The organism is Bacillus sp. MMSF_3328 (assembly GCF_030733525.1).
Lineage (GTDB): Bacteria > Bacillota > Bacilli > Bacillales > Cytobacillaceae > Bacillus_AB > Bacillus_AB infantis.
This window is the reverse complement of the sequence record NZ_JASHIV010000009.1, coordinates 81,802-103,979: the sequence shown is the minus strand read 5'-3', so window position 1 is coordinate 103,979 and position 22,178 is coordinate 81,802. Positions and strand designations below refer to the sequence as shown.

General features: G+C 48.5%; 25 protein-coding genes. 21 read left to right on the top strand and 4 right to left on the bottom strand.

Annotated elements, in window-relative coordinates:
• Positions 1 to 33 precede the first annotated feature (33 nt).
• The 5 genes from RBB45_RS15715 to RBB45_RS15695 all read left to right on the top strand — a co-directional run bounded on the left by RBB45_RS15715 (position 34) and on the right by RBB45_RS15695 (position 3,446).
• Positions 34 to 753: an SGNH/GDSL hydrolase family protein gene (locus tag RBB45_RS15715; protein ID WP_148949649.1), complete on the top strand. Its 720-nt coding sequence runs from the start codon at positions 34 to 36 to the stop codon at positions 751 to 753.
• 81 nt (positions 754 to 834) lie between these two features.
• Positions 835 to 1,161, top strand: coding sequence for a hypothetical protein (locus tag RBB45_RS15710; protein ID WP_009793035.1), 327 nt, complete (start codon positions 835 to 837; stop codon positions 1,159 to 1,161).
• 396 nt (positions 1,162 to 1,557) lie between these two features.
• A complete protein-coding gene (locus RBB45_RS15705; protein ID WP_009793036.1) occupies positions 1,558 to 1,878 on the top strand; it encodes a magnetosome magnetite crystal formation protein family in 321 nt (106 codons plus the stop codon).
• A gap of 27 nt (positions 1,879 to 1,905) precedes the next feature.
• On the top strand, positions 1,906 to 3,024 hold the full coding sequence (locus RBB45_RS15700; RefSeq protein ID WP_009793037.1) for a DUF4097 family beta strand repeat-containing protein: 1,119 nt from the start codon (positions 1,906 to 1,908) through the stop codon (positions 3,022 to 3,024).
• Positions 3,025 to 3,089: 65 nt separating this feature from the next.
• Positions 3,090 to 3,446 (top strand): phage holin family protein, encoded by a 357-nt coding sequence (locus RBB45_RS15695; protein ID WP_148949647.1) that lies wholly within the window; start codon positions 3,090 to 3,092, stop codon positions 3,444 to 3,446.
• A gap of 371 nt (positions 3,447 to 3,817) precedes the next feature.
• On the opposite strand, the gene RBB45_RS15690 is transcribed toward RBB45_RS15695, so the two are convergent.
• The 4 genes from RBB45_RS15690 to nagA all read right to left on the bottom strand — a co-directional run bounded on the left by RBB45_RS15690 (position 3,818) and on the right by nagA (position 7,713).
• On the bottom strand, positions 3,818 to 4,486 hold the full coding sequence (locus tag RBB45_RS15690) for an N-acetylmuramoyl-L-alanine amidase (RefSeq protein ID WP_306009904.1): 669 nt from the start codon (positions 4,484 to 4,486) through the stop codon (positions 3,818 to 3,820).
• Between the two features lie 588 nt (positions 4,487 to 5,074).
• Positions 5,075 to 5,800, bottom strand: coding sequence for a GntR family transcriptional regulator (locus RBB45_RS15685; RefSeq protein ID WP_009793044.1), 726 nt, complete (start codon positions 5,798 to 5,800; stop codon positions 5,075 to 5,077).
• Between the two features lie 12 nt (positions 5,801 to 5,812).
• Complete coding sequence (gene nagB, locus RBB45_RS15680; protein ID WP_306009943.1) at positions 5,813 to 6,538, bottom strand: glucosamine-6-phosphate deaminase; 726 nt, start codon at positions 6,536 to 6,538, stop codon at positions 5,813 to 5,815.
• Positions 6,538 to 7,713 (bottom strand): N-acetylglucosamine-6-phosphate deacetylase, encoded by a 1,176-nt coding sequence (gene nagA / locus RBB45_RS15675; RefSeq protein ID WP_306009903.1) that lies wholly within the window; start codon positions 7,711 to 7,713, stop codon positions 6,538 to 6,540. Before nagA ends, nagB begins: the two co-directional genes overlap by 1 nt.
• Positions 7,714 to 7,960: 247 nt before the next feature.
• On the opposite strand from nagA, the gene hprK reads away from it, so the two are divergent.
• From hprK to trxB, 16 genes are all read left to right on the top strand, one after another.
• Positions 7,961 to 8,890: an HPr(Ser) kinase/phosphatase gene (hprK, locus tag RBB45_RS15670; RefSeq protein WP_009793047.1), complete on the top strand. Its 930-nt coding sequence runs from the start codon at positions 7,961 to 7,963 to the stop codon at positions 8,888 to 8,890.
• Positions 8,891 to 8,947: 57 nt separating this feature from the next.
• Positions 8,948 to 9,766 carry a prolipoprotein diacylglyceryl transferase gene (gene lgt, locus RBB45_RS15665; protein WP_101549439.1) on the top strand — a complete coding sequence of 273 codons (819 nt, stop codon included), beginning with the start codon at positions 8,948 to 8,950 and terminating at the stop codon, positions 9,764 to 9,766.
• A gap of 34 nt (positions 9,767 to 9,800) precedes the next feature.
• Positions 9,801 to 10,748, top strand: coding sequence for a nucleoside recognition domain-containing protein (locus RBB45_RS15660; protein WP_148949644.1), 948 nt, complete (start codon positions 9,801 to 9,803; stop codon positions 10,746 to 10,748).
• On the top strand, positions 10,745 to 11,398 hold the full coding sequence (ppaX, locus tag RBB45_RS15655) for a pyrophosphatase PpaX (RefSeq protein WP_306009902.1): 654 nt from the start codon (positions 10,745 to 10,747) through the stop codon (positions 11,396 to 11,398). The genes RBB45_RS15660 and ppaX overlap by 4 nt, the downstream gene beginning before the upstream one ends.
• Entirely contained in the window at positions 11,395 to 11,928 is a 534-nt protein-coding gene (locus tag RBB45_RS15650; RefSeq protein ID WP_009793051.1) for an acyltransferase, read from the top strand. The genes ppaX and RBB45_RS15650 overlap by 4 nt, the downstream gene beginning before the upstream one ends.
• A gap of 62 nt (positions 11,929 to 11,990) precedes the next feature.
• Positions 11,991 to 12,125, top strand: coding sequence for a hypothetical protein (locus RBB45_RS15645; RefSeq protein ID WP_306009901.1), 135 nt, complete (start codon positions 11,991 to 11,993; stop codon positions 12,123 to 12,125).
• A 204-nt stretch (positions 12,126 to 12,329) separates the two neighbouring features.
• Positions 12,330 to 13,514 (top strand): ATP phosphoribosyltransferase regulatory subunit, encoded by a 1,185-nt coding sequence (locus RBB45_RS15640; protein ID WP_306009900.1) that lies wholly within the window; start codon positions 12,330 to 12,332, stop codon positions 13,512 to 13,514.
• On the top strand, positions 13,511 to 14,152 hold the full coding sequence (gene hisG, locus RBB45_RS15635; RefSeq protein WP_009793053.1) for an ATP phosphoribosyltransferase: 642 nt from the start codon (positions 13,511 to 13,513) through the stop codon (positions 14,150 to 14,152). Before RBB45_RS15640 ends, hisG begins: the two co-directional genes overlap by 4 nt.
• Before the next feature lie 27 nt (positions 14,153 to 14,179).
• Complete coding sequence (gene hisD / locus RBB45_RS15630; RefSeq protein ID WP_306009899.1) at positions 14,180 to 15,460, top strand: histidinol dehydrogenase; 1,281 nt, start codon at positions 14,180 to 14,182, stop codon at positions 15,458 to 15,460.
• Complete coding sequence (hisB, locus tag RBB45_RS15625) at positions 15,461 to 16,048, top strand: imidazoleglycerol-phosphate dehydratase HisB (RefSeq protein WP_009793055.1); 588 nt, start codon at positions 15,461 to 15,463, stop codon at positions 16,046 to 16,048.
• 1 nt (position 16,049) lies between these two features.
• A complete protein-coding gene (gene hisH, locus RBB45_RS15620; protein ID WP_306009898.1) occupies positions 16,050 to 16,688 on the top strand; it encodes an imidazole glycerol phosphate synthase subunit HisH in 639 nt (212 codons plus the stop codon).
• Entirely contained in the window at positions 16,685 to 17,416 is a 732-nt protein-coding gene (gene hisA / locus RBB45_RS15615) for a 1-(5-phosphoribosyl)-5-[(5-phosphoribosylamino)methylideneamino]imidazole-4-carboxamide isomerase (protein ID WP_306009897.1), read from the top strand. Before hisH ends, hisA begins: the two co-directional genes overlap by 4 nt.
• Positions 17,416 to 18,174 carry an imidazole glycerol phosphate synthase subunit HisF gene (gene hisF, locus RBB45_RS15610; RefSeq protein ID WP_129613360.1) on the top strand — a complete coding sequence of 253 codons (759 nt, stop codon included), beginning with the start codon at positions 17,416 to 17,418 and terminating at the stop codon, positions 18,172 to 18,174. The genes hisA and hisF overlap by 1 nt, the downstream gene beginning before the upstream one ends.
• Positions 18,171 to 18,806: a bifunctional phosphoribosyl-AMP cyclohydrolase/phosphoribosyl-ATP diphosphatase HisIE gene (gene hisIE, locus RBB45_RS15605; protein WP_009793059.1), complete on the top strand. Its 636-nt coding sequence runs from the start codon at positions 18,171 to 18,173 to the stop codon at positions 18,804 to 18,806. The genes hisF and hisIE overlap by 4 nt, the downstream gene beginning before the upstream one ends.
• A 474-nt stretch (positions 18,807 to 19,280) precedes the next feature.
• Positions 19,281 to 20,780: a tetratricopeptide repeat protein gene (locus RBB45_RS15600; RefSeq protein WP_306009896.1), complete on the top strand. Its 1,500-nt coding sequence runs from the start codon at positions 19,281 to 19,283 to the stop codon at positions 20,778 to 20,780.
• A 219-nt stretch (positions 20,781 to 20,999) separates the two neighbouring features.
• Positions 21,000 to 21,950, top strand: coding sequence for a thioredoxin-disulfide reductase (trxB, locus tag RBB45_RS15595; protein ID WP_009793062.1), 951 nt, complete (start codon positions 21,000 to 21,002; stop codon positions 21,948 to 21,950).
• The last annotated feature ends 228 nt before the right edge of the window (positions 21,951 to 22,178 follow it).

Sequence of the window (22,178 nt, the reverse complement as noted above, 5' to 3'; positions counted from 1 at the left end):
GGTAAATGAACCTTAATTAGAAAAGGAAGGTTCATGATGAAAAAATATATTTGGATTATTATCGGCTTTATACTGTTAATTGGCTCTGCTGTCGCCATCCAGGCAAAAAATACTGTTTCGCATGATGGCGAGACAGAAATCGTGGCACTCGGGGATTCTCTCACCTATGGGTATGGCGATAAAAACGGAAAAGGCTATACCGGAAGGCTTGAGGGAAGATTGGACAAGATTTATGAGGAAAACGTTGAAGTTGAAAACTTTGGAATCTATGGACAAGATACACTGAACGTCAAAAAACAGCTGAATACCCCGGCTGTTTTAAAAGAGGTGCAGGAGGCAGACACAATCATCATTTTTATCGGCACAAATGACCTGCTTCATGCAAATGGCGGGGATTTGGCACCACTGCACAAAGAAAGGCTTAAGAAGGCAGAAGAAATTTATAGGGGAAACCTGGAAGAAATAGTCCGGTGGACAGAGCGGAACAATCCTGAGAGTCCAATCCTTTTGCTTGGCCTCTATAATCCCTATCCAGGCAATGAAAAAATCGGCAGCATCATAGAGGGCTGGAACGAGAAAGTAAAAGCAGCAGCTGCGAGCCATCATCAGGTAAGATGGGTTCCTACTGACGATTTGTTTAAGGGCAAGGAGAAAAGTCTCTTTTTCTATGATTCCCTGCATCCCAATGACCGCGGATATGACCTGATTGCAGACCGGGTGGCCAAGGAATATGCCAGGCTGCAGGAAGATTGACACCACTCTGTAAACGAAAAGAAAAAGGGCTGTAAACTGCAGCCTTTATAATAAAGAAAAAGAGTTTCAGGGGGGCAGCCCATGCATTCTTATATCGAAGATTCCCTTAATGAATGGAAAGAAGATATTTCCAAGGTGTTGGACCAGATCAATCAGGATTATGAAGAGGTCAAAAGGGAATTGCAGGTATATACATACAAATACGGGATAACAAAGCAGGTTATACAATCAACGGTCAATGATGAGATCATTGAAACCATCCGAGAGCAGTACCACCGCCCATTTGAGGAAAAATATAATGAGCTGAAGGGCTCAATCCGGGATTTGGAAGAAAAGCGCAAGGTATTTCAGATGTTTGTCCATAAAATTGATGAAGTATGCAGGAAGGGAGCAGCGAAAACGGTTTAAGCTGACTTTCGAAGGGGCACTGGTAATCAGTGCTTTTTTATTTGTCAGCTGGGGCTGGGACTGTGTTGATTTAGGCTAGTTGCTAATAAAACGTGAAAGTTGCTAGTATATCGGGAAAGTTGCTAATAAACTGAAAAAGTTGCTAATAAACTGAAAAAGTTGCTAATATATTGGGAAACTTGCTAATAAAAAGAAAAAGCTGCTAATAAATATTACTCCAGGTATTACGATACTGCAAGCGTACATTAATTTGTCCTCTTTTCGGGTTAATTTTATGAATGTAGTACGAATTCTTTCATTTCTTTCCATTTTTAAAAATTATGATTACCCTCATTATTTTCAGCTTCAGTGAAACTTTTAAAGCGCCCGTGCGTAAGTATTATCAAGGAGTTGAAAATGATGGATTCTAAAAAGGTGCTTTCGGCATTAAGTTATTTTAGTGTGTTTTTTGCAGGATTTATTTTTCCGCTCGTGGTTTTCTTTGCATCTGAAAATCCTTTTGTAAAAGTGCATGCTAAAAAGGCATTTTTGTCGCATCTGATCCCTTTGATTGCGCTGCCGGTCATTTTTCTGGCCATCCCTTTTGAGATTTTTTCCAATCCAAACGAAGTTCCGGTCTTTTTCCTGATTGGAATCGGCCTTTCCGTAATTCTTAGCTTGATTGTTGTAGTCTGGAATATTGTCAAAGGCGTTCAGATATTGGCTGCAAGTGAATAGTGAATACTATATCGAGGAGGCAATAACATGAAAGATGAAAGAAAAAGGATTTTAAAAATGGTCGAGGACGGAAGCCTGCGTGCTGAGGAGGCACTTCTTCTGCTTGAGGAGCTTGAAAAGGCGTCGAAAACGATGGAGAAAAAAGAAGAAAAGCTGCATAGTGAATGGGGAAACCAGACCTATTTTGAAGAAGCGAAGAAACAGCAGCAGGACACGGCCCAATATAAATTCCACTATGCCAAAGAAAAAATCATTGAGTTTGTAGATACTGCTTTCCAGAAGATTAAGGATGCCGATCTTGATTTCAATTTCGGCCCTGCATTTGAAATATCTCATGTGTTCCAGCAGAACGATGTCAGATTGTCTGAAATTGAAATGGAAGTGGCGAATGGGAAATTGACGCTGATTCCCTGGGAACAGAATGATGTCCGAATTGACTGCCGGGCTAAGGTGTACCGCGGTGAAACCCAAGATGAAGCCCGCCAGAACTTTTTAAGGGATGTCCTTTTTACGGCGGACAATGGCCGGCTGCTGTTTTCTGCGCAGCAGAAGTGGATGAAAGTTGAGGCCGCTGTGCATATTCCAAAGGAGCAGTATGACAGCATCCGAATCAGGATGTTCAATGGGCCGGTAGAAGGCAGCGACCTGGCCGTGACAAAACTGAAGGTCAAGTCAGCGAACGGAAAAATTACGCTGGATAAGCTTAATGCCAGCCATCTTGAAGCTGAGGCAGGAAATGGCCAGATCACAGTTACTGGCAGCACACTGGATCATATTGAAGCAGAGACCGTCAATGGGGCGATAAAAGTTGCTGGTGATTATAAAAGTGCTGATCTTCAATCTTTTAATGGTAATATCCAGGTTCATGTTAAAGGCGACAGATGTGAACGGCTCGAAGCGGAAGCTGTCACCGGTACAGTCGACGTGTATCTTCCATCCGGAACGCCTGTGAATGGTGATCTGAGAACCAATCTTGGAGGCTTCCAGCTTGAGCTGGATGGAATCCAGGTAGTGGAGGAAAAATCAGAAATGGTGCAGAAAATGCTCAGATTTCAGTCTGTTAAAGACCCTGCAGCTGCCATCGATTTAAGGGCTAAGACCAAGACAGGTTCAATTGCTGTTAAAACTGGTGATTTTGTTAAATAATATAAGAATAAGCTGCGGCCAGAAGCGATGCTTCTGGCTTTTATCTATAAAAGAGGTGATGGACCGTGAGATGGCTGATAGGCATCTTGATCAATGCTGTTTTGTTTGCCGCTCTGGCAGGATTTTTCCGTGAATCGTTTTATTTAGAAAGCTTTGGTGCAGCATTGGGGGCAAGCTTCATTTTGTCGCTGCTGAATGTGCTGGTGCGGCCGATTCTGATTATCTTGACTTTGCCTGTGACGCTTTTGTCGCTTGGCTTGTTTTTATTTGTTATCAATGCTGTTACTTTGCTTCTGACTGATGGGATTATGGGGAGCTCTTTTGAGATAGATGGGTTTGGGATGGCTTTTTTGGTGGCTGTGATTATGGCGGTTGTTAATTTGGTTATTCAGAGGACGGTTATGGATCGGAAGGAAAACTGAAGGAGTGGAGGGGCTTCTAACGGAAAGCCCGCCTTTCCAGCTAACTTATAAAAATAGTTTACTGCCGATAATGAGGCTGTTGATCTCCGTTCCGGGCACTTCGCTTTCCGTGGGGCGGCGCTGAGCCTCCTCACCGCTGCGCGTCTGCGGGGTCTCAGCTCTGCCGCTGCAATCCCACAGGAGTCTGCGTGCCCTCCACTCCGATCAACAGGGTTCTAAAACTTTTTGGCAACTTTACAAACCAGACAGGCCAACATTCCATTAATGCCTTAAGCTGGTATAAAAAAATCATATAAACAAAAGGGGTACTGAAGCATTATGCCGTACCCCTTTTACTTATAAAATCGAATGGGTCTACCTATGAAGAGTTTTCACCTCTGCTTTTCTTGGGAGTAAGTAATATATGCAGGTACGCCTTTTTCTCTTAGTTTTCCGGCGAGGGATTGGGCGTTTGTTAGTTGGGAGAAGGCTCCGGCCTGGACTTTGTAGAGGCCGCCGGCTGGTTTGTAAAATGATAGGAGTGCCATGCCGATGGTTTCTCCGCAGAGCTGCTGGTATTCTTTGGATTGCAGTAGACTGCATTCTGTTTTATTGGTCATGAATCCGCATTCGATGAGGATGGCTGTCATTGTGGTTTTTCTTAGTACATGGAAGTCCGCAGTTTTGACTCCGCGGTCGGCCAGGCCGGTTTCTTTTACGAGCTGTGCCTGGACGGATTGGGCTAGCTTTACTGCTTCTGCAGGGCGGGAGGTGTGGACGTATGTTTCGATTCCGTTTGCGCTGTTCCAGCCTGTTCCGTAGGCGTTGGCGTGGATGGAGACATAGCAGTCTGCTTTCCAGCGGTTGGCCATTCCGGTTCTTTCGGATAATGGGATGTCCCATTCGTCGGAATGAGTGTCCATGACGGTTAATCCGGCCTGTTCGAGGAGTTTGCGGCAGTGGTGGGCGGCCTGGCGGTTGAATTCGTATTCTCTGAAGCCGTCGGGGCTTCTTTTTCCAGGGGTTTCGTAGCCGTGTCCTGCGTCGAGTATGATTTTCATTTGTTTCCCTCCTAATGATTTGTTCATTTACTATATAGGGGGAAATGGGGATTTAGGACATGGTGAGGGAGAAAAAATTTTAGGAACTATGTAGTTTGGTTCTTTGGATTTAGTCTGTTGATCTGCGTTCCAGGCACTTCACTTTCCGCGGCGCTGAGCCTCCTCAGAGCGAGCTCTTGCGGGGTGTCAGCTTTGCCGCTGCAATCCCGCAGGAGTCTTCGTGCCTTCCACTCCGATCAACAGGGTTTTTAGAATTTATTTGCATTAGCAAAAGGGAGACCTTAGCTCTCTTTGAATGGGGCTGTTGATCTGCGCTGCAGGCACTTCGCTTTCCGCGGGGCGGAGTTGAGCCTCCTCGCTCTGCGCGCTGTGGGGTCTCAACTTTTCCGCTATTTCCCGCAGGAGTCTACGTGCCTTCCACTCCGATCAACAGAGCTTCTGAAAATTGATTGGGCAACCTAAAGCTGCTTTCAAAGGCTCCCTTAAACTCCCTTCAATATGACAGCATTCCGAGTTGAGTAACTTAACCCGCCCCCATGAAGAAGCACACCCTCCCCATTCTATACTGATTTAATAACCGCTGAACCCTCACACCCTCCGCATGGTATGAATAAATTTATACCTGTCAGCACGGTAAGCCGATTGGACGAATTCGAAGGGGGTGCCGTCGGAGAGCCGGGTTGTGCGGAGGATGAGGAGGATGGGGGAGCCTTCTTGTATGGAGAGAAGTCCTGCCTCCCGGTTTTTGGCGCCGGCTGCTTCGATTTCCTGTTCTGCTTCTGCAATGGACAGAGATAGGCGGTTTTCAGCGTATTCGTAAAGGGAATGGCCCAGGTCCTCTTCGGTCAGGCCGGGCATGAGCGCTTCAGGGATATAGTTGGTTTCCAGTGCCATGGGGAGTCCGTCGGCCAGGCGGATCCTGGAGATTTCATAGACTGGGCTGCCCTCGGCAATCTGGAGGCGTGATGCTATGCCGCCTGGAGCCGGCAGTGTCTGGAAGGAAAGGGTGCGGCTGCTCGGCTTCATCCCGCGCATCTGCATATCCTCCGTGAAACTTGTTAGCCCCTGAAGCTCCTGCTCGACTTTTTGTTTGTTGACGAATGTGCCGCGGCCTTTTTCCCGATAAAGGAGGCCTTCCCTCACAAGATTGCTGATGGCCTGCCTGACGGTCATCCTGCTGATTTGGAACTGCTCCGCATATTCCCGTTCAGATGGGATGGCTTCTTCTTCCTGCAGGAGGCCTTCCCTGATCTGCTTTTTCAGCTGTTCTTCCAGCTGGTGATAAATAGGGATCGGTGAATTTTTATCAATCATATGAATGTCTCCTTATACCTTCTGCAATGCCTCTGCGTCAGCCACGATTGTCACGTGCGGATGCAGCTGGAGGGCGGAGGCAGGGAATTTTTCATCCGGCTTTCCGTTCAATAGGTGATAGACGGCTTCGGCCTTTGATTTTCCGGAAGCAAGCAGCAGGATTTCCCTGCTGTCCAGGATAGAGGCAATGCCCATTGTGATGGCCTGGTTCGGAACTTCTTCTATGCTGGAGAAAAATCGGCTGTTTGCTTCGATTGTGCTTTTATCAAGGTCTACGACATGGGTCCTGCTTGAAAAGGGGGTTCCTGGTTCGTTGAAGCCGATATGGCCGTTCTGGCCGATGCCAAGCACCTGAAGGTCAATTCCGCCAAGCATTTTGATCTGCCTGTCATAGCGCCTGCATTCCTCTGTCAGGTCAGCAGCCAGGCCATTCGGAATATAAGTCTGGCTCAAAGGTATATCGATATGCTTGAACAGGTTTTCATTCATGAAGGTATGATAGCTGTTTTTATCTTCCTTCGGGAGGCCGATATATTCATCAAGATTGGCGGTATGGATATTTTTATAAGAAGTCCGGTTTTCCTTATAATCTGCTGCTAAGCAATCATAAAGCCCTTTCGGTGTGCTGCCGGTTGCAAGGCCCAGTGTGAGGGAAGGAGCCGATTTGATTTTTTCCAGGATGATCTGGCAGGCAATCGAGCTCATATCCTGGTAGTTTTTTGCTTGGACGATTTTCATCATTCTACCTCCAAATGATTATATGCGACTTTTCCGCGGCAGATCGTCAGTACGATGTCCATGTTTTCGTTCAGTACAGTAAGATCTGCATCTTTTCCTTCTGCAATGCTGCCTTTGCGGTCGAATACTTTCAGCTGCTTTGCCGGATTTTCGCTGGCGAGCTTGACTGCCTCAGCCAATGTGATATCCGCGAACTTGGTCATATTTTTAACAGAGTCTTTCATTCTCAGGATGCTTCCCGCCAGTGTGCCGTCCTCAAGCAAGGCCATCCCATCCTTGACAGTAACATCCTGGCCGCCGAGATCATAGGTGCCGTTTTTCAGGCATTTTGCCCTCATTGAATCGGTGATCAGCACCATTCCGTCTATGCCTTTGCTGTTCAATGCAAGTTTGATCATTTCTGGACGCACATGGACTCCATCTGCAATCATTTCCACAATCAGTTCTTTGAAGAGGAGAGCTGCGCCTGCTGTGCCTGGTTCACGGTGATGAAGTCCCTTCATGCCATTGAACAGGTGGGTTACATGGGTCGCACCTGCTTCGACAGCCTCCCTGACTTCTTCATAGTCAGCATCGGAATGCCCGATGGAAGCGATAACGCCTGTTTCGGCCAGATGGCGGACCAGCTCTTTTCCGCCCTCGAGTTCAGGTGCAAGGGTGACGAGCCTGATCAGCTGTCCGGATTTTTCCTGCCAAGCCTTGAATAACTCGACATCACTTTTCAGGATATGCTCGAGCGGCTGGGCGCCTTTTCGTTTTTCGTTGATGAATGGGCCTTCCAGGTGGATGCCGAGCATTTCGGCCTCAAATCCTTCCGGCTTGTATGCCGCTGCATTTGCCAATGCCTTTTCGATCAAGGATCTTTCCTGTGTAATGGTGGTCGCGAGGAAGCTTGTCGTCCCTTCGGCGGGAAGGGTCCGGGCTATTGTCTGTAATGCTTCAGGTGTGCTGTCCATCGTATCGGCCCCGCCTGCACCGTGGATATGAAGGTCGATAAAGCCCGGCGCCAGGGTTGCACCGGCATCCAGCTCTATCGTCTTGTCTGCAGACTGGCCGCCAAGCTCATCCGCCGGGCCGAAGCTTTTAATCTTGCCGTCTTCAACCAATATATATCCTTTATCAATTATTCCATCCTCTGTCAGCACTCTGCTGTTTTTTAAAAGTAGGGAACTCATGCCTCACATCTCCGTTCTGAATCCTGATATTTTATATTTCCATGATAAAATAAACACATATAGTTGTCTATACCAATTTTGTATCCTTTATGTAAAGGTTTTTGAAAAAATCAGATAGCACAATTTGGTTCTGCGGGGAAAAATGCTACAATAAGATGAAACTTTATTGTCTAGTTTCTCCAATCGAAAGAAACCATTCATTATAATAGACCTTATCAGGCGCATTCCGCAAAAGGAGGACAACAGCGTGGCAAAAGTGCGAACAAAAGACATCATTGAGAAATTTAATTTAGAGCTGATCAGCGGGGAGGAAGGGATCAGCCGTCCGATTACAACCAGTGATATTTCCAGACCCGGGCTTGAAATGGCGGGCTTTTTCGACTATTACCCTGCAGAGCGCATCCAGCTTATAGGGAAGACAGAGATGAGCTTTGCGGAAAAGCTGAGTGATGCAGACAGGCAAAACAGGATGGAATCCCTCTGCACTGATATCACGCCAGGCATCATCATTACAAGGGATATGGAAGTGCCGGAAGGGCTGATTGAGGCTTCTGAAAGGGAAGCGGTGCCTGTCATGCGTTCCAAGCAGAAAACGACGAGGTTCTCCGGCCTTTTGACAAATTTCCTTGAAAGCAAGCTGGCCCCGACGACCGCGGTGCATGGCGTGCTAGTCGATATATACGGAGTTGGCGTGCTCATTACGGGCAAGAGCGGCGTCGGTAAAAGTGAAACGGCCCTTGAGCTTGTGAAAAGAGGCCACCGCCTTGTTGCTGACGACTGCGTGGAAATCCGCCAGGAAGATGAAGATTATCTTGTCGGTACTTCGCCGGAACTGATTGAGCACTTGCTTGAAATCAGGGGACTGGGCATCATCAATGTGATGACCTTGTTCGGTGCAGGTGCTGTCCGCAGCAATAAACGCATTTCCCTCGTTATGAATCTTGAGCTGTGGGATCAGAAAAAACAATATGACCGTCTTGGCCTTGATGAAGAGAAAATGAAGATCATTGACACAGATATCACAAGGCTGACCATCCCGGTCCGTCCGGGGCGGAACCTGGCTGTCATCATTGAAGTGGCGGCGATGAATTTCCGCTTGAAGCGAATGGGCGTCAATGCCGCAGAACAATTTACAAGCCGCCTTTCTGATGTGATCGAGGACGGGGACAACGACTAGTATACCCAAATAAATAGAGAGTTTCTGTAAGGGGATTCTGCAAAAAGGAGAATGATTATGGAAGAAAATATCCAGCCGCTTGATCCGATTGCTTTTTCGCTCGGTCCCATCCAGGTTCACTGGTACGGGCTGATCATCGGTACGGGGATTGCGCTTGCTTTATGGCTGGCCATGCGCGAAGGGGAAAAGCGCGGGCTGCAGAAGGAATTGTTTGCTGATCTGATGCTGTGGGCGATTCCGATCGCAATTTTGTCTGCAAGGCTGTATTATGTCATTTTTGAATGGGACTATTATGCACAAAACCCTGCCGAAATCATAAAGATCTGGCATGGCGGAATCGCTATACACGGGGCACTGATCGGCTCAGTCATCACTGCGTATGTTTTTGCGAAGAAAAAAGGCATTTCTTTCTGGCAGCTGGCTGACATCACCGCGCCGAGCATCATCCTTGGCCAGGCCATCGGCCGCTGGGGCAACTTTATGAATCAGGAAGCACATGGCCGTGAAGTGACACGTGCGTTTTTGGAAAATCTTCATCTTCCGGAGTTCATCATAAATCAGATGTACATAAACGGAACGTATTACCACCCGACCTTCCTGTATGAATCAGTATGGAATATAGCCGGATTTGTTATCCTGCTGTCTTTAAGAAGAGTAAATCTGCGCAGGGGCGAGCTTTTCCTTACGTATGTGATCTGGTACAGCATCGGCCGCTTTTTCGTTGAAGGGATGAGGACGGACAGCCTGATGCTGACTGAGAGTCTCCGCATGGCGCAGTTTATATCCATCGTCCTGGTCATCGGGGCCATAGTGCTCATCGTTATCAGAAGAACAAAGGGTTATGCAGATAAAAGGTATTTGGATAAGAGTGCTTAAGCTCATAGTATAAAAACAAAGGGGAGAGAGAAACATGCTGTTCGGCACGCTCAAACGAGGATTAGCTGCAGGGCTTAAAACGACATGGTCACTGGGGAAAATCATTTTCCCTGTCACGCTGATCGTTGCGCTGCTTCAATATACGCCTGTGCTTCCCTGGGTCATTAAGGTGATAACGCCGCTGATGGGACTGCTTGGACTATCCGGTGATGCCGCCATTCCGCTTGTGCTCGGGAACTTCCTGAATCTGTACGCAGCCATCGGGGCCATCCTGACATTGGATCTTTCGGTGAAGGAAGTATTCATCATTGCGGTTATGCTGTCCTTCTCGCATAATATCCTGATTGAATCCGGTGTGGCGCTCAAGGTGGGTGTTAAGCTCTGGATTATCCTGGCCGTACGTTTCGGCCTGGCCATCCTGTCTGCCGTGGTGATCAATCTGGTATGGCGCGGCGGCTCCGAGCTTGCACAGTACGGCCTGATCCCGGCCAAGGAAGAACAGGCATCAGGTGTTGCTGCCATTCTTCTAGAAGCGGTAACCAAGGCGGGTCTCGGGATTCTGCAGCTCGCCATCATCGTCATTCCGCTGATGATTGGGATACAGCTGCTGAAAGACTTGAAATGGCTGGATGTTTTTTCAAAATGGATGGCGCCTGCAACAAGGGCGCTGGGAATGAAAGAGAATACCTCGACCACTTTGGCTGCCGGCCTGATTTTTGGCCTGGCATACGGGGCGGGAGTCATGATACAGGCTGTCAAAGAGGACGGAGTCAGCAGGAAGGATGTAACCATCGCGTTCATCTTCCTGGTCGCATGCCATGCGGTAATCGAAGATACACTTATTTTCCTCCCGCTGGGCATTCCGGTGCTGCCGCTGCTCCTGATACGCCTTGGCACAGCCATTGTACTGACATTGGCGGTCGCCTTTTTCTGGAACCGCCGCTCCCAAGTGGCCAGCAATAGAAAGGAAGCTGCTTTGTGAACGAAAACATAAACACGATTTTATTTGATCTGGACGGAACATTGATTGATACAAATGAACTGATCATCAGCTCATTCCTCCACACGCTTGAAGCGTATTATCCGAACAAATACAAGCGGGAGGATGTGCTTCCGTTCATGGGTCCGACCCTGCATGAGACTTTTGCCGGCATTGATGAAAGCCGGGTTGAAGAGATGATCGGCAAATACCGCGAGTTCAATCTTGCGAACCATGATGTGCTTGTCAAAGAGTTTGATGGTGTGTTTGATACAGTCAGGACCCTGAAGGAATCAGGCTACAAGCTTGGGATTGTTACGACGAAGGTTATGCCAGTCGTGGAAAAAGGGCTGAAGCTGACGAATCTGGACCAGTACTTTGAAGTTGTTGTGGCACTGGACCATGTTGAAAAAGCTAAGCCTGATCCGGAGCCGATTTACAAGGCGCTTGAGCTCCTCGGCTCCCGTCCGGAGGAAGCTATTATGGTGGGGGATAACCACCATGATATTCTTGCCGGGCATAATGCAGGCACCAAATCAGCCGCTGTCGCCTGGTCTGCTAAGGGCAGGGAGCATCTGATGCAGTACAAGCCTGATTTTATGCTGGAGAATATGGCTGACCTTCTTGATATTCTGGAGGATTATAAAGGATGAGGAAGACAGTCAGGCATCCGGTTGAGGGCGCCAATTCTCTCTGGCATGTGTACAAAACGGTCCCGTTTGCGAAGGTTGTAAAAAATTTCATCGTCATACAGCTGGCCCGGTACACCCCTTTTCTCGGATTGAAAAACTGGCTGTACCGTACATTCCTGAAAATGAAGGTCGGCGATCAGACTTCGTTCGCGCTTATGGTCATGCTGGATGTGATGTTCCCGGAAAAAATAAGCGTCGGACGCAACACGGTCATCGGCTATAACACGACCATCCTGGCGCACGAATATTTAATCCGCGAATACCGCCTCGGTGAGGTGAAAATCGGCAGCGAGGTCATGATCGGCGCCAACTCAACTCTGCTGCCCGGAATCACGATCGGCGACGGTGCGATCGTCTCCGCCGGCACCCTTGTCCACAAGGACGTCCCGCCCGGCAGTTTCGTCGGGGGAAACCCGATGCGCGTCATTTATACAAAAGAAGAACTGCAAAAGCGCTGGCAGGATGATCCGATCTACGGCCAGGCTGAGTGAGAAAAGCTCCATTAACTTCGGTTGATGGAGCTTTTTTGATAGGAGGAGGGGACAGGTAAATCGTGAAAGCTGCAAAAAGGGGAACTTGCAAATATATCGGAAAAGCCGCAAATAAAATTGGAAACTCGCAAATAAAAATTAAAACCCGCAAATATAATCAGATTCCCGCAAATAAAACAAAAATCCCGCAAATATAAACCATAGAACCCCTGCAATACCGGTTCCAAGCCCAGTTCAACTGCCTCAAAAGCTTTTCCACGGATACATCCTCCCGATTTTCAGAAAATAAGCATTAATGGTTGACGCATGCTGGAAACAGCGATAAACTACTATTAACTTCAATTCGATAACATATTAGCGAACTAAAGGATTCGGAACTTTTGATTTAGAGGTGGAATACGATGAGCCGTTTATTTATGTTTGAAAAGCCATTAGGCATGCGTGATACATTGCCTGAAATATATGAAACAAAAAGCAGGGTCCGCTCTTCCATTGAAGAGGAGATGAAGAGCTGGGGCTATCAATTTATGGAAACACCGGCGCTTGAATATTATGAAACCGTCGGCTCGGCTTCGGCGACACTTGATCAACAGCTGTTCAAGCTCCTGGACCAGCAGGGCCATACTCTTGTGCTCCGGCCGGATATGACAGCCCCGATTGCCCGGGTGGCTGCATCCAGGCTTTTGAAAGAAGATCTTCCATTGAGACTCGCCTATTCAGCCAATGTATACCGGGCCCAGCAGAGAGAAGGCGGCCGCCCGGCTGAGTTTGAACAGATCGGCGTCGAGCTGATTGGCGATGATTCCATCAGCGCGGATGGCGAAGGCCTGGCTCTCCTCATCAGCTCGCTGAAAAAAGCGGGCCTGGAGGACTTCCAGCTGTCTGTCGGCCATATCGGCTTTGTACAGGAGTTTTTCCGCCAGGTTCTTGGAACAGAAGAAAGGGCCAATGAATTAACGAGATTTCTTTATGAAAAAAATTATGTCGGGTACCGGGAGCATGTGAAGAATCTCCCGCTATCTTCTATAGATAAGCAGCGCCTCCTGGATTTCCTTCAGCTCAGGGGCGGCCGCGAAGCGATTGAGCAGGCGTTCAGCCTGATTGAAAATAATAAGGGCAGGGAAGCGATCGTCCAGCTTGAACGTCTGTGGGACACGATAGCCGATTTTGGCGAAGGTGAAAAAATCAAGCTTGATCTGACGCTTGTCAGCCATATGAGCTATTACACCGGAATCTTATTTGAAGTATACGCAGGGAATGTCGGCTTTCCGATCGGCAATGGGGGCCGCTATGACCTTCTGCTGAAAAAGTTTGGAAAATCTTCAGGGGCGACCGGCTTTGCCATCCGGCTTGACCGCCTGCTTGAAGCTCTAGGCGGAGCAGGGGAAAAAGAGCCGCTCCATTGCATCATCTTCAGCTCGGAGCGCAGGCGCGAGGCATATGAAAAAGCAAAGGTTATGCGGAAATCAGGGATCAAGGCTGTGCTTCAGGATATCAGCGGCGTCAAAAACCTGGATGCGTGCACAAGCCAATATGATGATATTACCTTTTTAGTTGGAAAAGCCGGGAAGGAGGAGCAGCAATGAAGGACCTGCTGACGATTGCGATGCCGAAAGGGCGGATATTTGAGGAGGCTGCAGAGCTGCTGCGCCAGGCCGGCTTCGATCTGCCTCCCGAATTTGATGACTCACGCAAGCTGATCATTGATGTGGAAGAAGAAAGATTTCAATTTATCCTTGCAAAGCCGATGGACGTACCGACCTATGTGGAGCATGGGGTGGCGGACCTCGGGATAGCAGGAAAAGACGTTATGCTCGAGGAAGAGCGTGATATATATGAGCTGCTTGATTTGAAAATCAGTGCCTGCTATCTTGCTGTAGCAGGAATTCCGGGTACAAAAATGAATGAAGTGGCGCCGAAAGTGGCAACTAAATATCCGAATGTAGCCGCGGCATATTTCCGCGAGCAGGGGGAACAAGTTGAAATCATCAAGCTGAACGGCTCCATTGAACTTGCCCCGCTGATCGGACTGTCGGACAGGATCGTCGATATCGTGTCAACAGGCAGGACACTGAAAGAAAATGGACTGGTCGAGTATGAGCAGATCGTCGGCATCACATCCAGGCTGATTGTCAATCCGGTCAGCTACCGGATCAAGGACAAGCGCATCAGCGAGATTGTCGACAAGCTCAGCAGGGTCGTGAATGAACAGGCAGCTCAATAGCTTGCTGCTTCAGGGAGGGGAAACAGGATGAAAATCATCAGAGTATCAGAAGAGATTTCTATTAAAAGATCGGTTGATAGCGGTACGGAAGAGCAAAGGAATGCTGTTAAAAGCATCATTGCCGAAGTGCGCAAAAATGGTGACGAGGCCGTCCGCAGCTACACAGAAAAATTTGACGGGATCCAGCTTTCCTCCTTCGCGGCCACTTCTGCTGAAGTAGAGGAAGCCTACAGTACAATTGATCCTTCAATCCTCGAGGTAATCAAGGAGGCCGCAGCCAATATCCGCAGCTTTCACGAGAAGCAGCTTCGGCCATCCTGGATGACCACGGATGAAAACGGGACGATGCTAGGCCAGAAGGTGACACCGCTTGATTCAGCAGGCTTGTATGTTCCGGGCGGCACTGCAGCCTATCCATCCTCTGTCCTGATGAATGTAATTCCGGCAAAAGTGGCGGGAGTCAGAAGGATTGTTATCACCTCCCCGCCAGGCCGGGACGGAAAGCTCCCGGCTGCAGTACTTGTAGCTGCTAAGGAAGCAGGAGCAGAAGAGATCTATAAAATCGGCGGTGCACAGGCCATTGCTGCATTGGCTTATGGAACAGAATCCATTAAGCCTGTAGACAAAATTACTGGACCGGGTAATATTTTCGTAGCTCTTGCCAAAAGGGAAGTATTTGGAGATGTTGATATCGATATGATTGCCGGCCCGAGTGAAATTGCCGTGCTCGCCGACGAAACGGCGAGAGCAAACGAAGTGGCTGCAGATCTGCTGTCACAGGCAGAGCATGATCCGATGGCCTGCAGTGTTCTGGTTACAGCCTCCTCAATTCTCGCTGAAAAGGTAGCAGAAGAGGTGGAACGGCAGCTTGCAGATCTCCCCCGCCGGGAAATTGCCGGGAAATCAATTGAAGACTTCGGTATGATTTATGTGGCGGAAACTATGGAAGAAGCCGTAGAAACGGTGAACCGTCTGGCACCTGAGCACCTCGAAGTGCTGACGGAAAACCCGATGGAGCTTCTCGGCCAGATCAGGCATGCTGGGGCCATCTTCCTGGGGAGATACAGCCCTGAGCCTGTCGGCGACTATTTTGCCGGCCCGAATCATGTATTGCCGACGAACGGGACAGCCCGTTTCTCCAGTCCGCTCAATGTGGAGGATTTTCAGAAAAAATCGAGCATCGTTTATTATAGTAAAAAATCGCTTCAGGAAAATGGAGCAAAAATCGCTGCCTTTGCCAGGCTTGAAGGCCTGGAAGCCCATGCGCGGGCAATCGAGGAGCGCTTGAATAACAAGGAGGAAAAATAAATGGCAAGAACGGCATCTGTTGAACGGATTACAAACGAAACACAAATAGCTCTTTCCCTCGAAATTGATGGAGAAGGACAATCCAAGCTGGAAACGCCTGTCCCATTTATGACACATATGCTCGACCTTTTTGCCAAGCACGGGCAATTCAATCTGACAGTAGATGCGAAGGGCGACACAGAGGTGGATGACCATCATACAACAGAAGATATCGGCATCTGCCTCGGCCAGGTTTTAAAGGAAGCACTAGGGGATAAAAAAGGCATCAAACGCTACGGAAATGCATTTGTGCCGATGGATGAAGCATTAGCGCAAGTTGTTGTCGACCTGAGCAACCGTCCGCACCTGGAAATCAGGGCAGACTTCCCGAGCCAGAAGGTCGGCACCTTCGATACAGAGCTTGTCCATGAATTCCTGTGGAAGCTGGCCCTTGAAGCGCGGATGAATCTGCATGTGATCGTCCACTATGGCCAAAATACACATCATATTATCGAAGCCATTTTCAAGGCGCTTGCAAGGGCGCTTGATGAAGCGACGACAATCGATCCAAGAATTAAAGGAGTTCCGTCAACGAAAGGGATGTTATAAAATGATCGGCATCATTGATTATGGAATGGGTAATCTGTTCAGCGTCAGCAAAGCGCTAGAGCGGCTTGAAGTTCCTTACTTTCTATCAGAAGACCAGGAAGAGCTGAAAAAAGCGGATGGGCTGATCCTTCCTGGAGTAGGCAGCTTCAAGGATGCAATGGACCGGCTGAATGCTACCGGGCTGACAGGGATGATTCAGAAATATACCGCGGCAGGCAAGCCGCTTGCCGGCATCTGCCTTGGCATGCAGCTTTTGTTCGAAAGCAGTGAGGAAAATGGCTATTCAGAAGGCTTGAAACTTTTGCCTGGAAAGGTTGTCCGTTTCCCAGGAGAAGATGAACAAGGGGAAAAATACAAGGTCCCGCATATGGGCTGGAACAGGCTGGAGTTCATCAACTCTTCACCGATTCTGAAGAATGTGGAAGAAGGATATGTTTATTTTGTCCACTCCTATTATGCAGAGCCGGGTGATCATGATGTTGTCATTGCAAGAAGCTTTTATGATAGGGAAGTTCCTGCTGTGGTCGGCAGGGACAATGTCTTCGGGATGCAGTTCCACCCGGAAAAAAGCAGTTCCCTTGGCATGGAGCTGCTGCGGAATTTTACGACGATAGCCAGCAAAGGAGGAGAGTCTCAATGAGCTTTACCATCTATCCGGCCATTGATATGAGAGCGGGCAAATGTGTCCGCCTGCTGCAGGGAGATTATGAGAAGGAAACGGTTTACGGCGATTCTCCGTTCGATATGGCCAAATCTTTTGCCGATGCAGGCGCAGAATGGATACATATGGTCGACCTTGACGGCGCAAAAGATGGCAAGCGTGTGAATGACTCTTTTGTCATTAAGGCTGCGCAGGAGCTTGGTGCAAAGGTCCAAATAGGCGGGGGGATCCGGACAGAGGAGGATATCGCCCACTATCTCGATAATGGCGTATCCCGTGTGATCATCGGCAGCATTGCGGTCTCTGATCCTGAATTTGCTGAAGAGATGATCCGCAAGTACGGCGATAAAATTGCGGTCGGTCTTGATGCGAAGGATGGCTATGTTGCGACACACGGATGGCTTAACACTTCCGGTGTAAAGGCGGTTGAGCTTGGGAAGCGGTTTGCTGAAGCTGGAGCAGAGACCTTTATTTTTACCGATATCGCGACAGACGGGATGCTGTCCGGGCCAAATGCCGAGGCGGTCAGGGAGCTCGCGGCAGCGACCGGAAAAAGCGTCATTGCTTCAGGGGGCGTAAGCAGCCTTGCTGATTTGGCAGCATTGAAGGAGAATGAGGCTGAAGGCGTTTCCGGCGCGATTGTCGGGAAAGCCATCTATGAAGGCCGGTTCACAGTTGAACAGGCCTTGAAGGAAGTGACCCGCTGATGCTGACAAAACGAATCATTCCATGCCTGGATGTTAAGGAAGGCCGGGTTGTAAAAGGAATTCAGTTCGTACAGCTCCGCGATGCCGGCGATCCGGTCGAGCTCGCCCGCTTTTATGATCAGCAGGGAGCTGACGAGCTTGTATTCCTTGATATTTCAGCATCACATGAAGGCAGAAAAACGATGACCGAAGTGGTGAAGGCGGTCGCTTCAGAGCTGGCCATCCCTTTCACGGTCGGCGGCGGAATCAATGCACTTGATGACATGAAAAGAATCCTCAGGGCAGGTGCAGACAAGGTTTCCTTGAATACAGCAGCTGTAAACAATCCGGACCTGATCAGGGAAGGAGCAAGCTTCTTCGGGTCACAGTGCATTGTTGTTGCAATTGATGCGAAGTATGATCCTGAGCTTGGATCCTGGAGAGTGTACACTCATGGAGGCCGCAAAGAGACGGACCTTGAAGTGATTGAATGGGCAAGGCAGGCGGTTGAGCTTGGCGCCGGGGAAATCCTGCTGACCAGCATGGATGCCGACGGCGGGAAAAACGGGTTTGACCTTTTATTAACGAAAGCAGTGAGCGAGGCTGTCAGCGTTCCGGTCATCGCATCCGGAGGTGCCGGCAACAGCGCCCATTTCGCTGATGCCTTTACAGAAGGGAAGGCTGATGCGGCCCTTGCTGCGTCGATTTTCCATTATAAAGAAACATCAGTCAGCGAAGTAAAACAATTTTTAAAAGAAAAAGGGGTGACGGTCCGATGAATCTGGAAGAACTGAAATTTGATGAAAACGGTCTGATTCCGGCGGTGGTCCAGGACCGGAAAACGAAGGAAGTATTAACTCTGGCCTATATGAACAGTGAATCACTGTCTCTTTCCATTGAAAGCGGCGAAACATGGTTCTACAGCAGATCACGCCAGGAGCTGTGGCATAAAGGAGCAACCAGCGGAAATACGCAGAGGATCGCTGAAATCAAATATGACTGCGACCAAGATGCCCTCGTCGTGCTTGTTGAGCCAGCCGGGCCTGCATGCCATACAGGTGCCGTCAGCTGCTTTAATGAAACGGTCTATCAATCAGAAGGATTGGCAGAAGGTATACAGGACAGCTACAGCATCCTTGCCGATCTGGAGCGGGTAATTGAGCAGCGGGAAAAAGAGCGTCCGGAAGGGGCCTACACAACCTATCTGTTTGAAAAAGGTGTGGATAAAATCCTGAAAAAGGTTGGCGAGGAATCCGCAGAGGTCATCATCGCGGCAAAAAACCGCGACCAGGAAGAGCTCAAATGGGAAAGCGCCGATCTGCTTTACCACCTGCTCGTCCTATTGCGCGAGCAGAAGCTGCCATTCGAGGAAGTGCTTGGTGTGCTGAAAGAGCGGCATGAAAAAGGTTGATTTTTGAGGAGGGCAGCACGCTTAAGCTGGCCTCTTTTTGGTGAATTGTGGTGAAAAATGTAAGAAGGGGTGAATCATGCGGAAACTGGGGTGAATAACAAAAAAACTAGGGTGAATCATGCGGGATCAGGGTTGAATAACGGCTGTTCTAGGTAGAATCACGGCAGAATTATGCTGTAACATGCTTAGGTTAAGCAGAACAGTGCGGAAATTCCGCAGATATTGTGAAAGAATCCAAGAAATTTCCTCAAGAACCTCCGGAAGTGCCTTAGGCAAACCAACTGAATGCCATGATGGGCAGGAAAACTCCACCTGCAGATACGCTTTTAAACTCATGGCCACAATTCTGTTTACCGAAAAATACTAATCTCATTCTGCTCTTCTCCGGCGGCTTGCACATGTGATATACTACTGTAGTTAAGGCTGGCGCAGGTGTGCGAGTGATTGGCCTGCTGCCTAGAGATGAGGGATTACATGAGCAAAGACTCAAAAGCAAGACAACCGATGGGGAAACTACTTACATTCATCCCGACTGGCGAGTATTATTTTTCAAAAGGGATCAAATCCTTTCACCGCCGGGATTTTCATAAAGCTAGCAAATATCTGCAGCGTGCGATGCAGCTGGAGCCGGGCGAGCCGATGATTGCCTGCCAGCTGGCGATCGTGTATACAGAATTGAATGAATACCAGAAGTCGAATAAGCTGCTGCATCTTGTCCTGGAGGAGCTTGACGAGGAAATGGCTGAATGCCATTACTTCCTTGCCAATAATTATGCCCACCTGGGATTCTTCAAGGATGCTTACCAGCATGCCAATACGTATTTGGAGCTCGAGCCTGATGGAGAGTTCATTGAGGATACGGAAGATCTTTTGGAACTTTTGACACTGGAAGCAGAAGATCTGGATGAAGAGCTGTATGAGCAGGACGACCTGATCACCAAGCAGGAGCAGGCAAGAGAGCTTCTAGAATCAGGGCATTTCCCGAAAGCGGTGGAAATTTTGAGCACGGTGATTGAGGATTATCCGGAATATTGGTCAGCCTACAATAACCTGGCGCTTGCCCATTTTTACCTGGGAGAAGTGAACAAGGCGAACGATATCCTTGACGAGGTGCTTGTACGCAACCAGGGCAATCTTCATGCGCTCTGCAATAAGCTTGTGTTTGCCTACTATCAGCATGATCTTGAAGAGGTAAAGGCTTTAATTGAAACGCTGAAAAAAATTCAGCCGCTTTTGATTGATCACCAGTTCAAGCTGGGGGCCACCTTCGCGCTTGTCGGTGAATATGAGCCTGCCTACAAGTGGCTGCGCAAGCTTCACAAGTCAGGCTACGAGGGGGATGGCGCCTTTTATTACTGGCTTTCTTATTCTTCCTACTTTACGGGGAAAGAGGACCAGGCCAGGAACTTCTGGAAACGGGTGCTGGAATACAGCCCTGAGAAGGCGGGCCTTGAACCATGGAATGAAGATAAGCCGGAAACAGCGGGTTTCGAGGACCATCTGGATTCCATCTATAAAAAAATGAACAGTGAATATGCGGAGGAACGCTTATTTGCTCTTTTCCTTGCTTCAAAATCAGGCAGCAAAGATGAGATCCTTGCAAGCAAGGATGTTAAGCAGAATCCGAAATTCACAAGCGTTGACAGAGAATATGCATCATTGATTGAAAAGGGCGCTCCAGAAAAAAACAGTGTGAATATTGCCCATGAAACGGCAGAGCTCTTATACAAACACCACAAGCCGATCGGAACGGTTGAAGCCGGATTGTACCTGGCATGGTTTACTGTCTTCAATGAAGCCGAAGACCAGGGGCTCCTTGCCAGGAATGCAAAAGCATGGGCCGGTGCCGTGGAATATGTCTGGAGAAAGCAGCGCAGTGAAAAAGTCTCGCAGCAAAGCGTCGCAGCACAGTACGGACTTTCTGCTTCCACGCTGCAAAAGTATGTAAAATCAGTCAGCAGCTTTCTGAAATGAGCAGATTCTTGGACTGTAACCTTATTGTTTTATAGGATATGGTTAGTAAGGAAATACTACTGAAACAACCGCTGTTTTTCTTGGGAATAAATACACTGCTCCATCAGTCTCTTCTGCCCGCCGAGGCGGTAAAGGCAATTTTTTCAGAGCGGTAATATGACTATAGAAAAAGCATTTCTCAGGGGGAATCAGCAAGTCCTAGTGAAGGAGTGGAGCAAGATGACAGAAGAAAAAATTTATGATGTCATCATCGCTGGCGCAGGACCGGCCGGAATGACAGCTGCTGTGTATACATCCCGTGCCAACCTGTCTACATTGATGATTGAACGCGGCGTACCGGGAGGGCAAATGGCCAACACAGAAGAAGTCGAAAACTATCCTGGTTTCGATCATATCCTGGGCCCTGACCTGTCTACTAAAATGTTCGACCACGCCAAGAAATTCGGCGCCGAATATGCATATGGCGATATCAAAGAAATCATCGACGGTGAAGAATACAAAACCGTGGTTGCAGGATCAAAACAATATAAAGCCCGTGCTGTAATCATTACAACGGGTGCTGAATATAAAAAAATCGGTGTTCCGGGTGAAAAAGAACTCGGCGGCCGCGGTGTATCATATTGTGCTGTCTGTGATGGCGCGTTCTTCAAAGGCAAAGAGCTTGTTGTTGTCGGCGGAGGAGATTCTGCTGTCGAGGAGGGCGTCTACCTGACCCGTTTCGCGGAAAAAGTAACCATCGTCCACCGCCGCGACGAGCTGCGCGCACAGGCAATCCTTCAGCAGCGCGCGTTTGACAACGAGAAGGTTGATTTCATCTGGAACTCTACAGTTAAAGAAATCAACGAGAGCGAAGGCAAGGTAGGAAGCGTCACGCTTGTTTCTACTGAAAATGGGGAAGAGCGCGAATTCAAGGCAGATGGCGTATTCATCTACATTGGCATGGTGCCATTGTCCAAACCTTTCCAAAGCCTTGGCATCACCAATGAGAACGGCTATATCGAAACGAACGAACGCATGGAAACGAAGGTTCCCGGCATTTTCGCTGCCGGAGATATCCGTGAGAAAATGCTTCGCCAGATCGTGACAGCAACAGGCGATGGCAGTATTGCCGCACAAAGTGCCCAGCACTTTGTGGAAGAATTGATGGAATCTTTAAAGGCGAAAGCTTAATATTGATTGAAAAAACGTCCATTCCGAAGATGGACGTTTTTTTCATTCACTGTCAGGGCAGATAAGATTTTTTAAGAGGGAAAAGTAATAAAGATGCCGCTTCCATCCAGCTGGGGTAATAGGCCAAAAGCCGCAATATATAAGGGTTTTGGGCAGCTTTTTACCAGAATTTTAAAAAGTCATTTTGTTTTAATCGTACTGTAACAGTAGTGCAATAAACATCGGGTA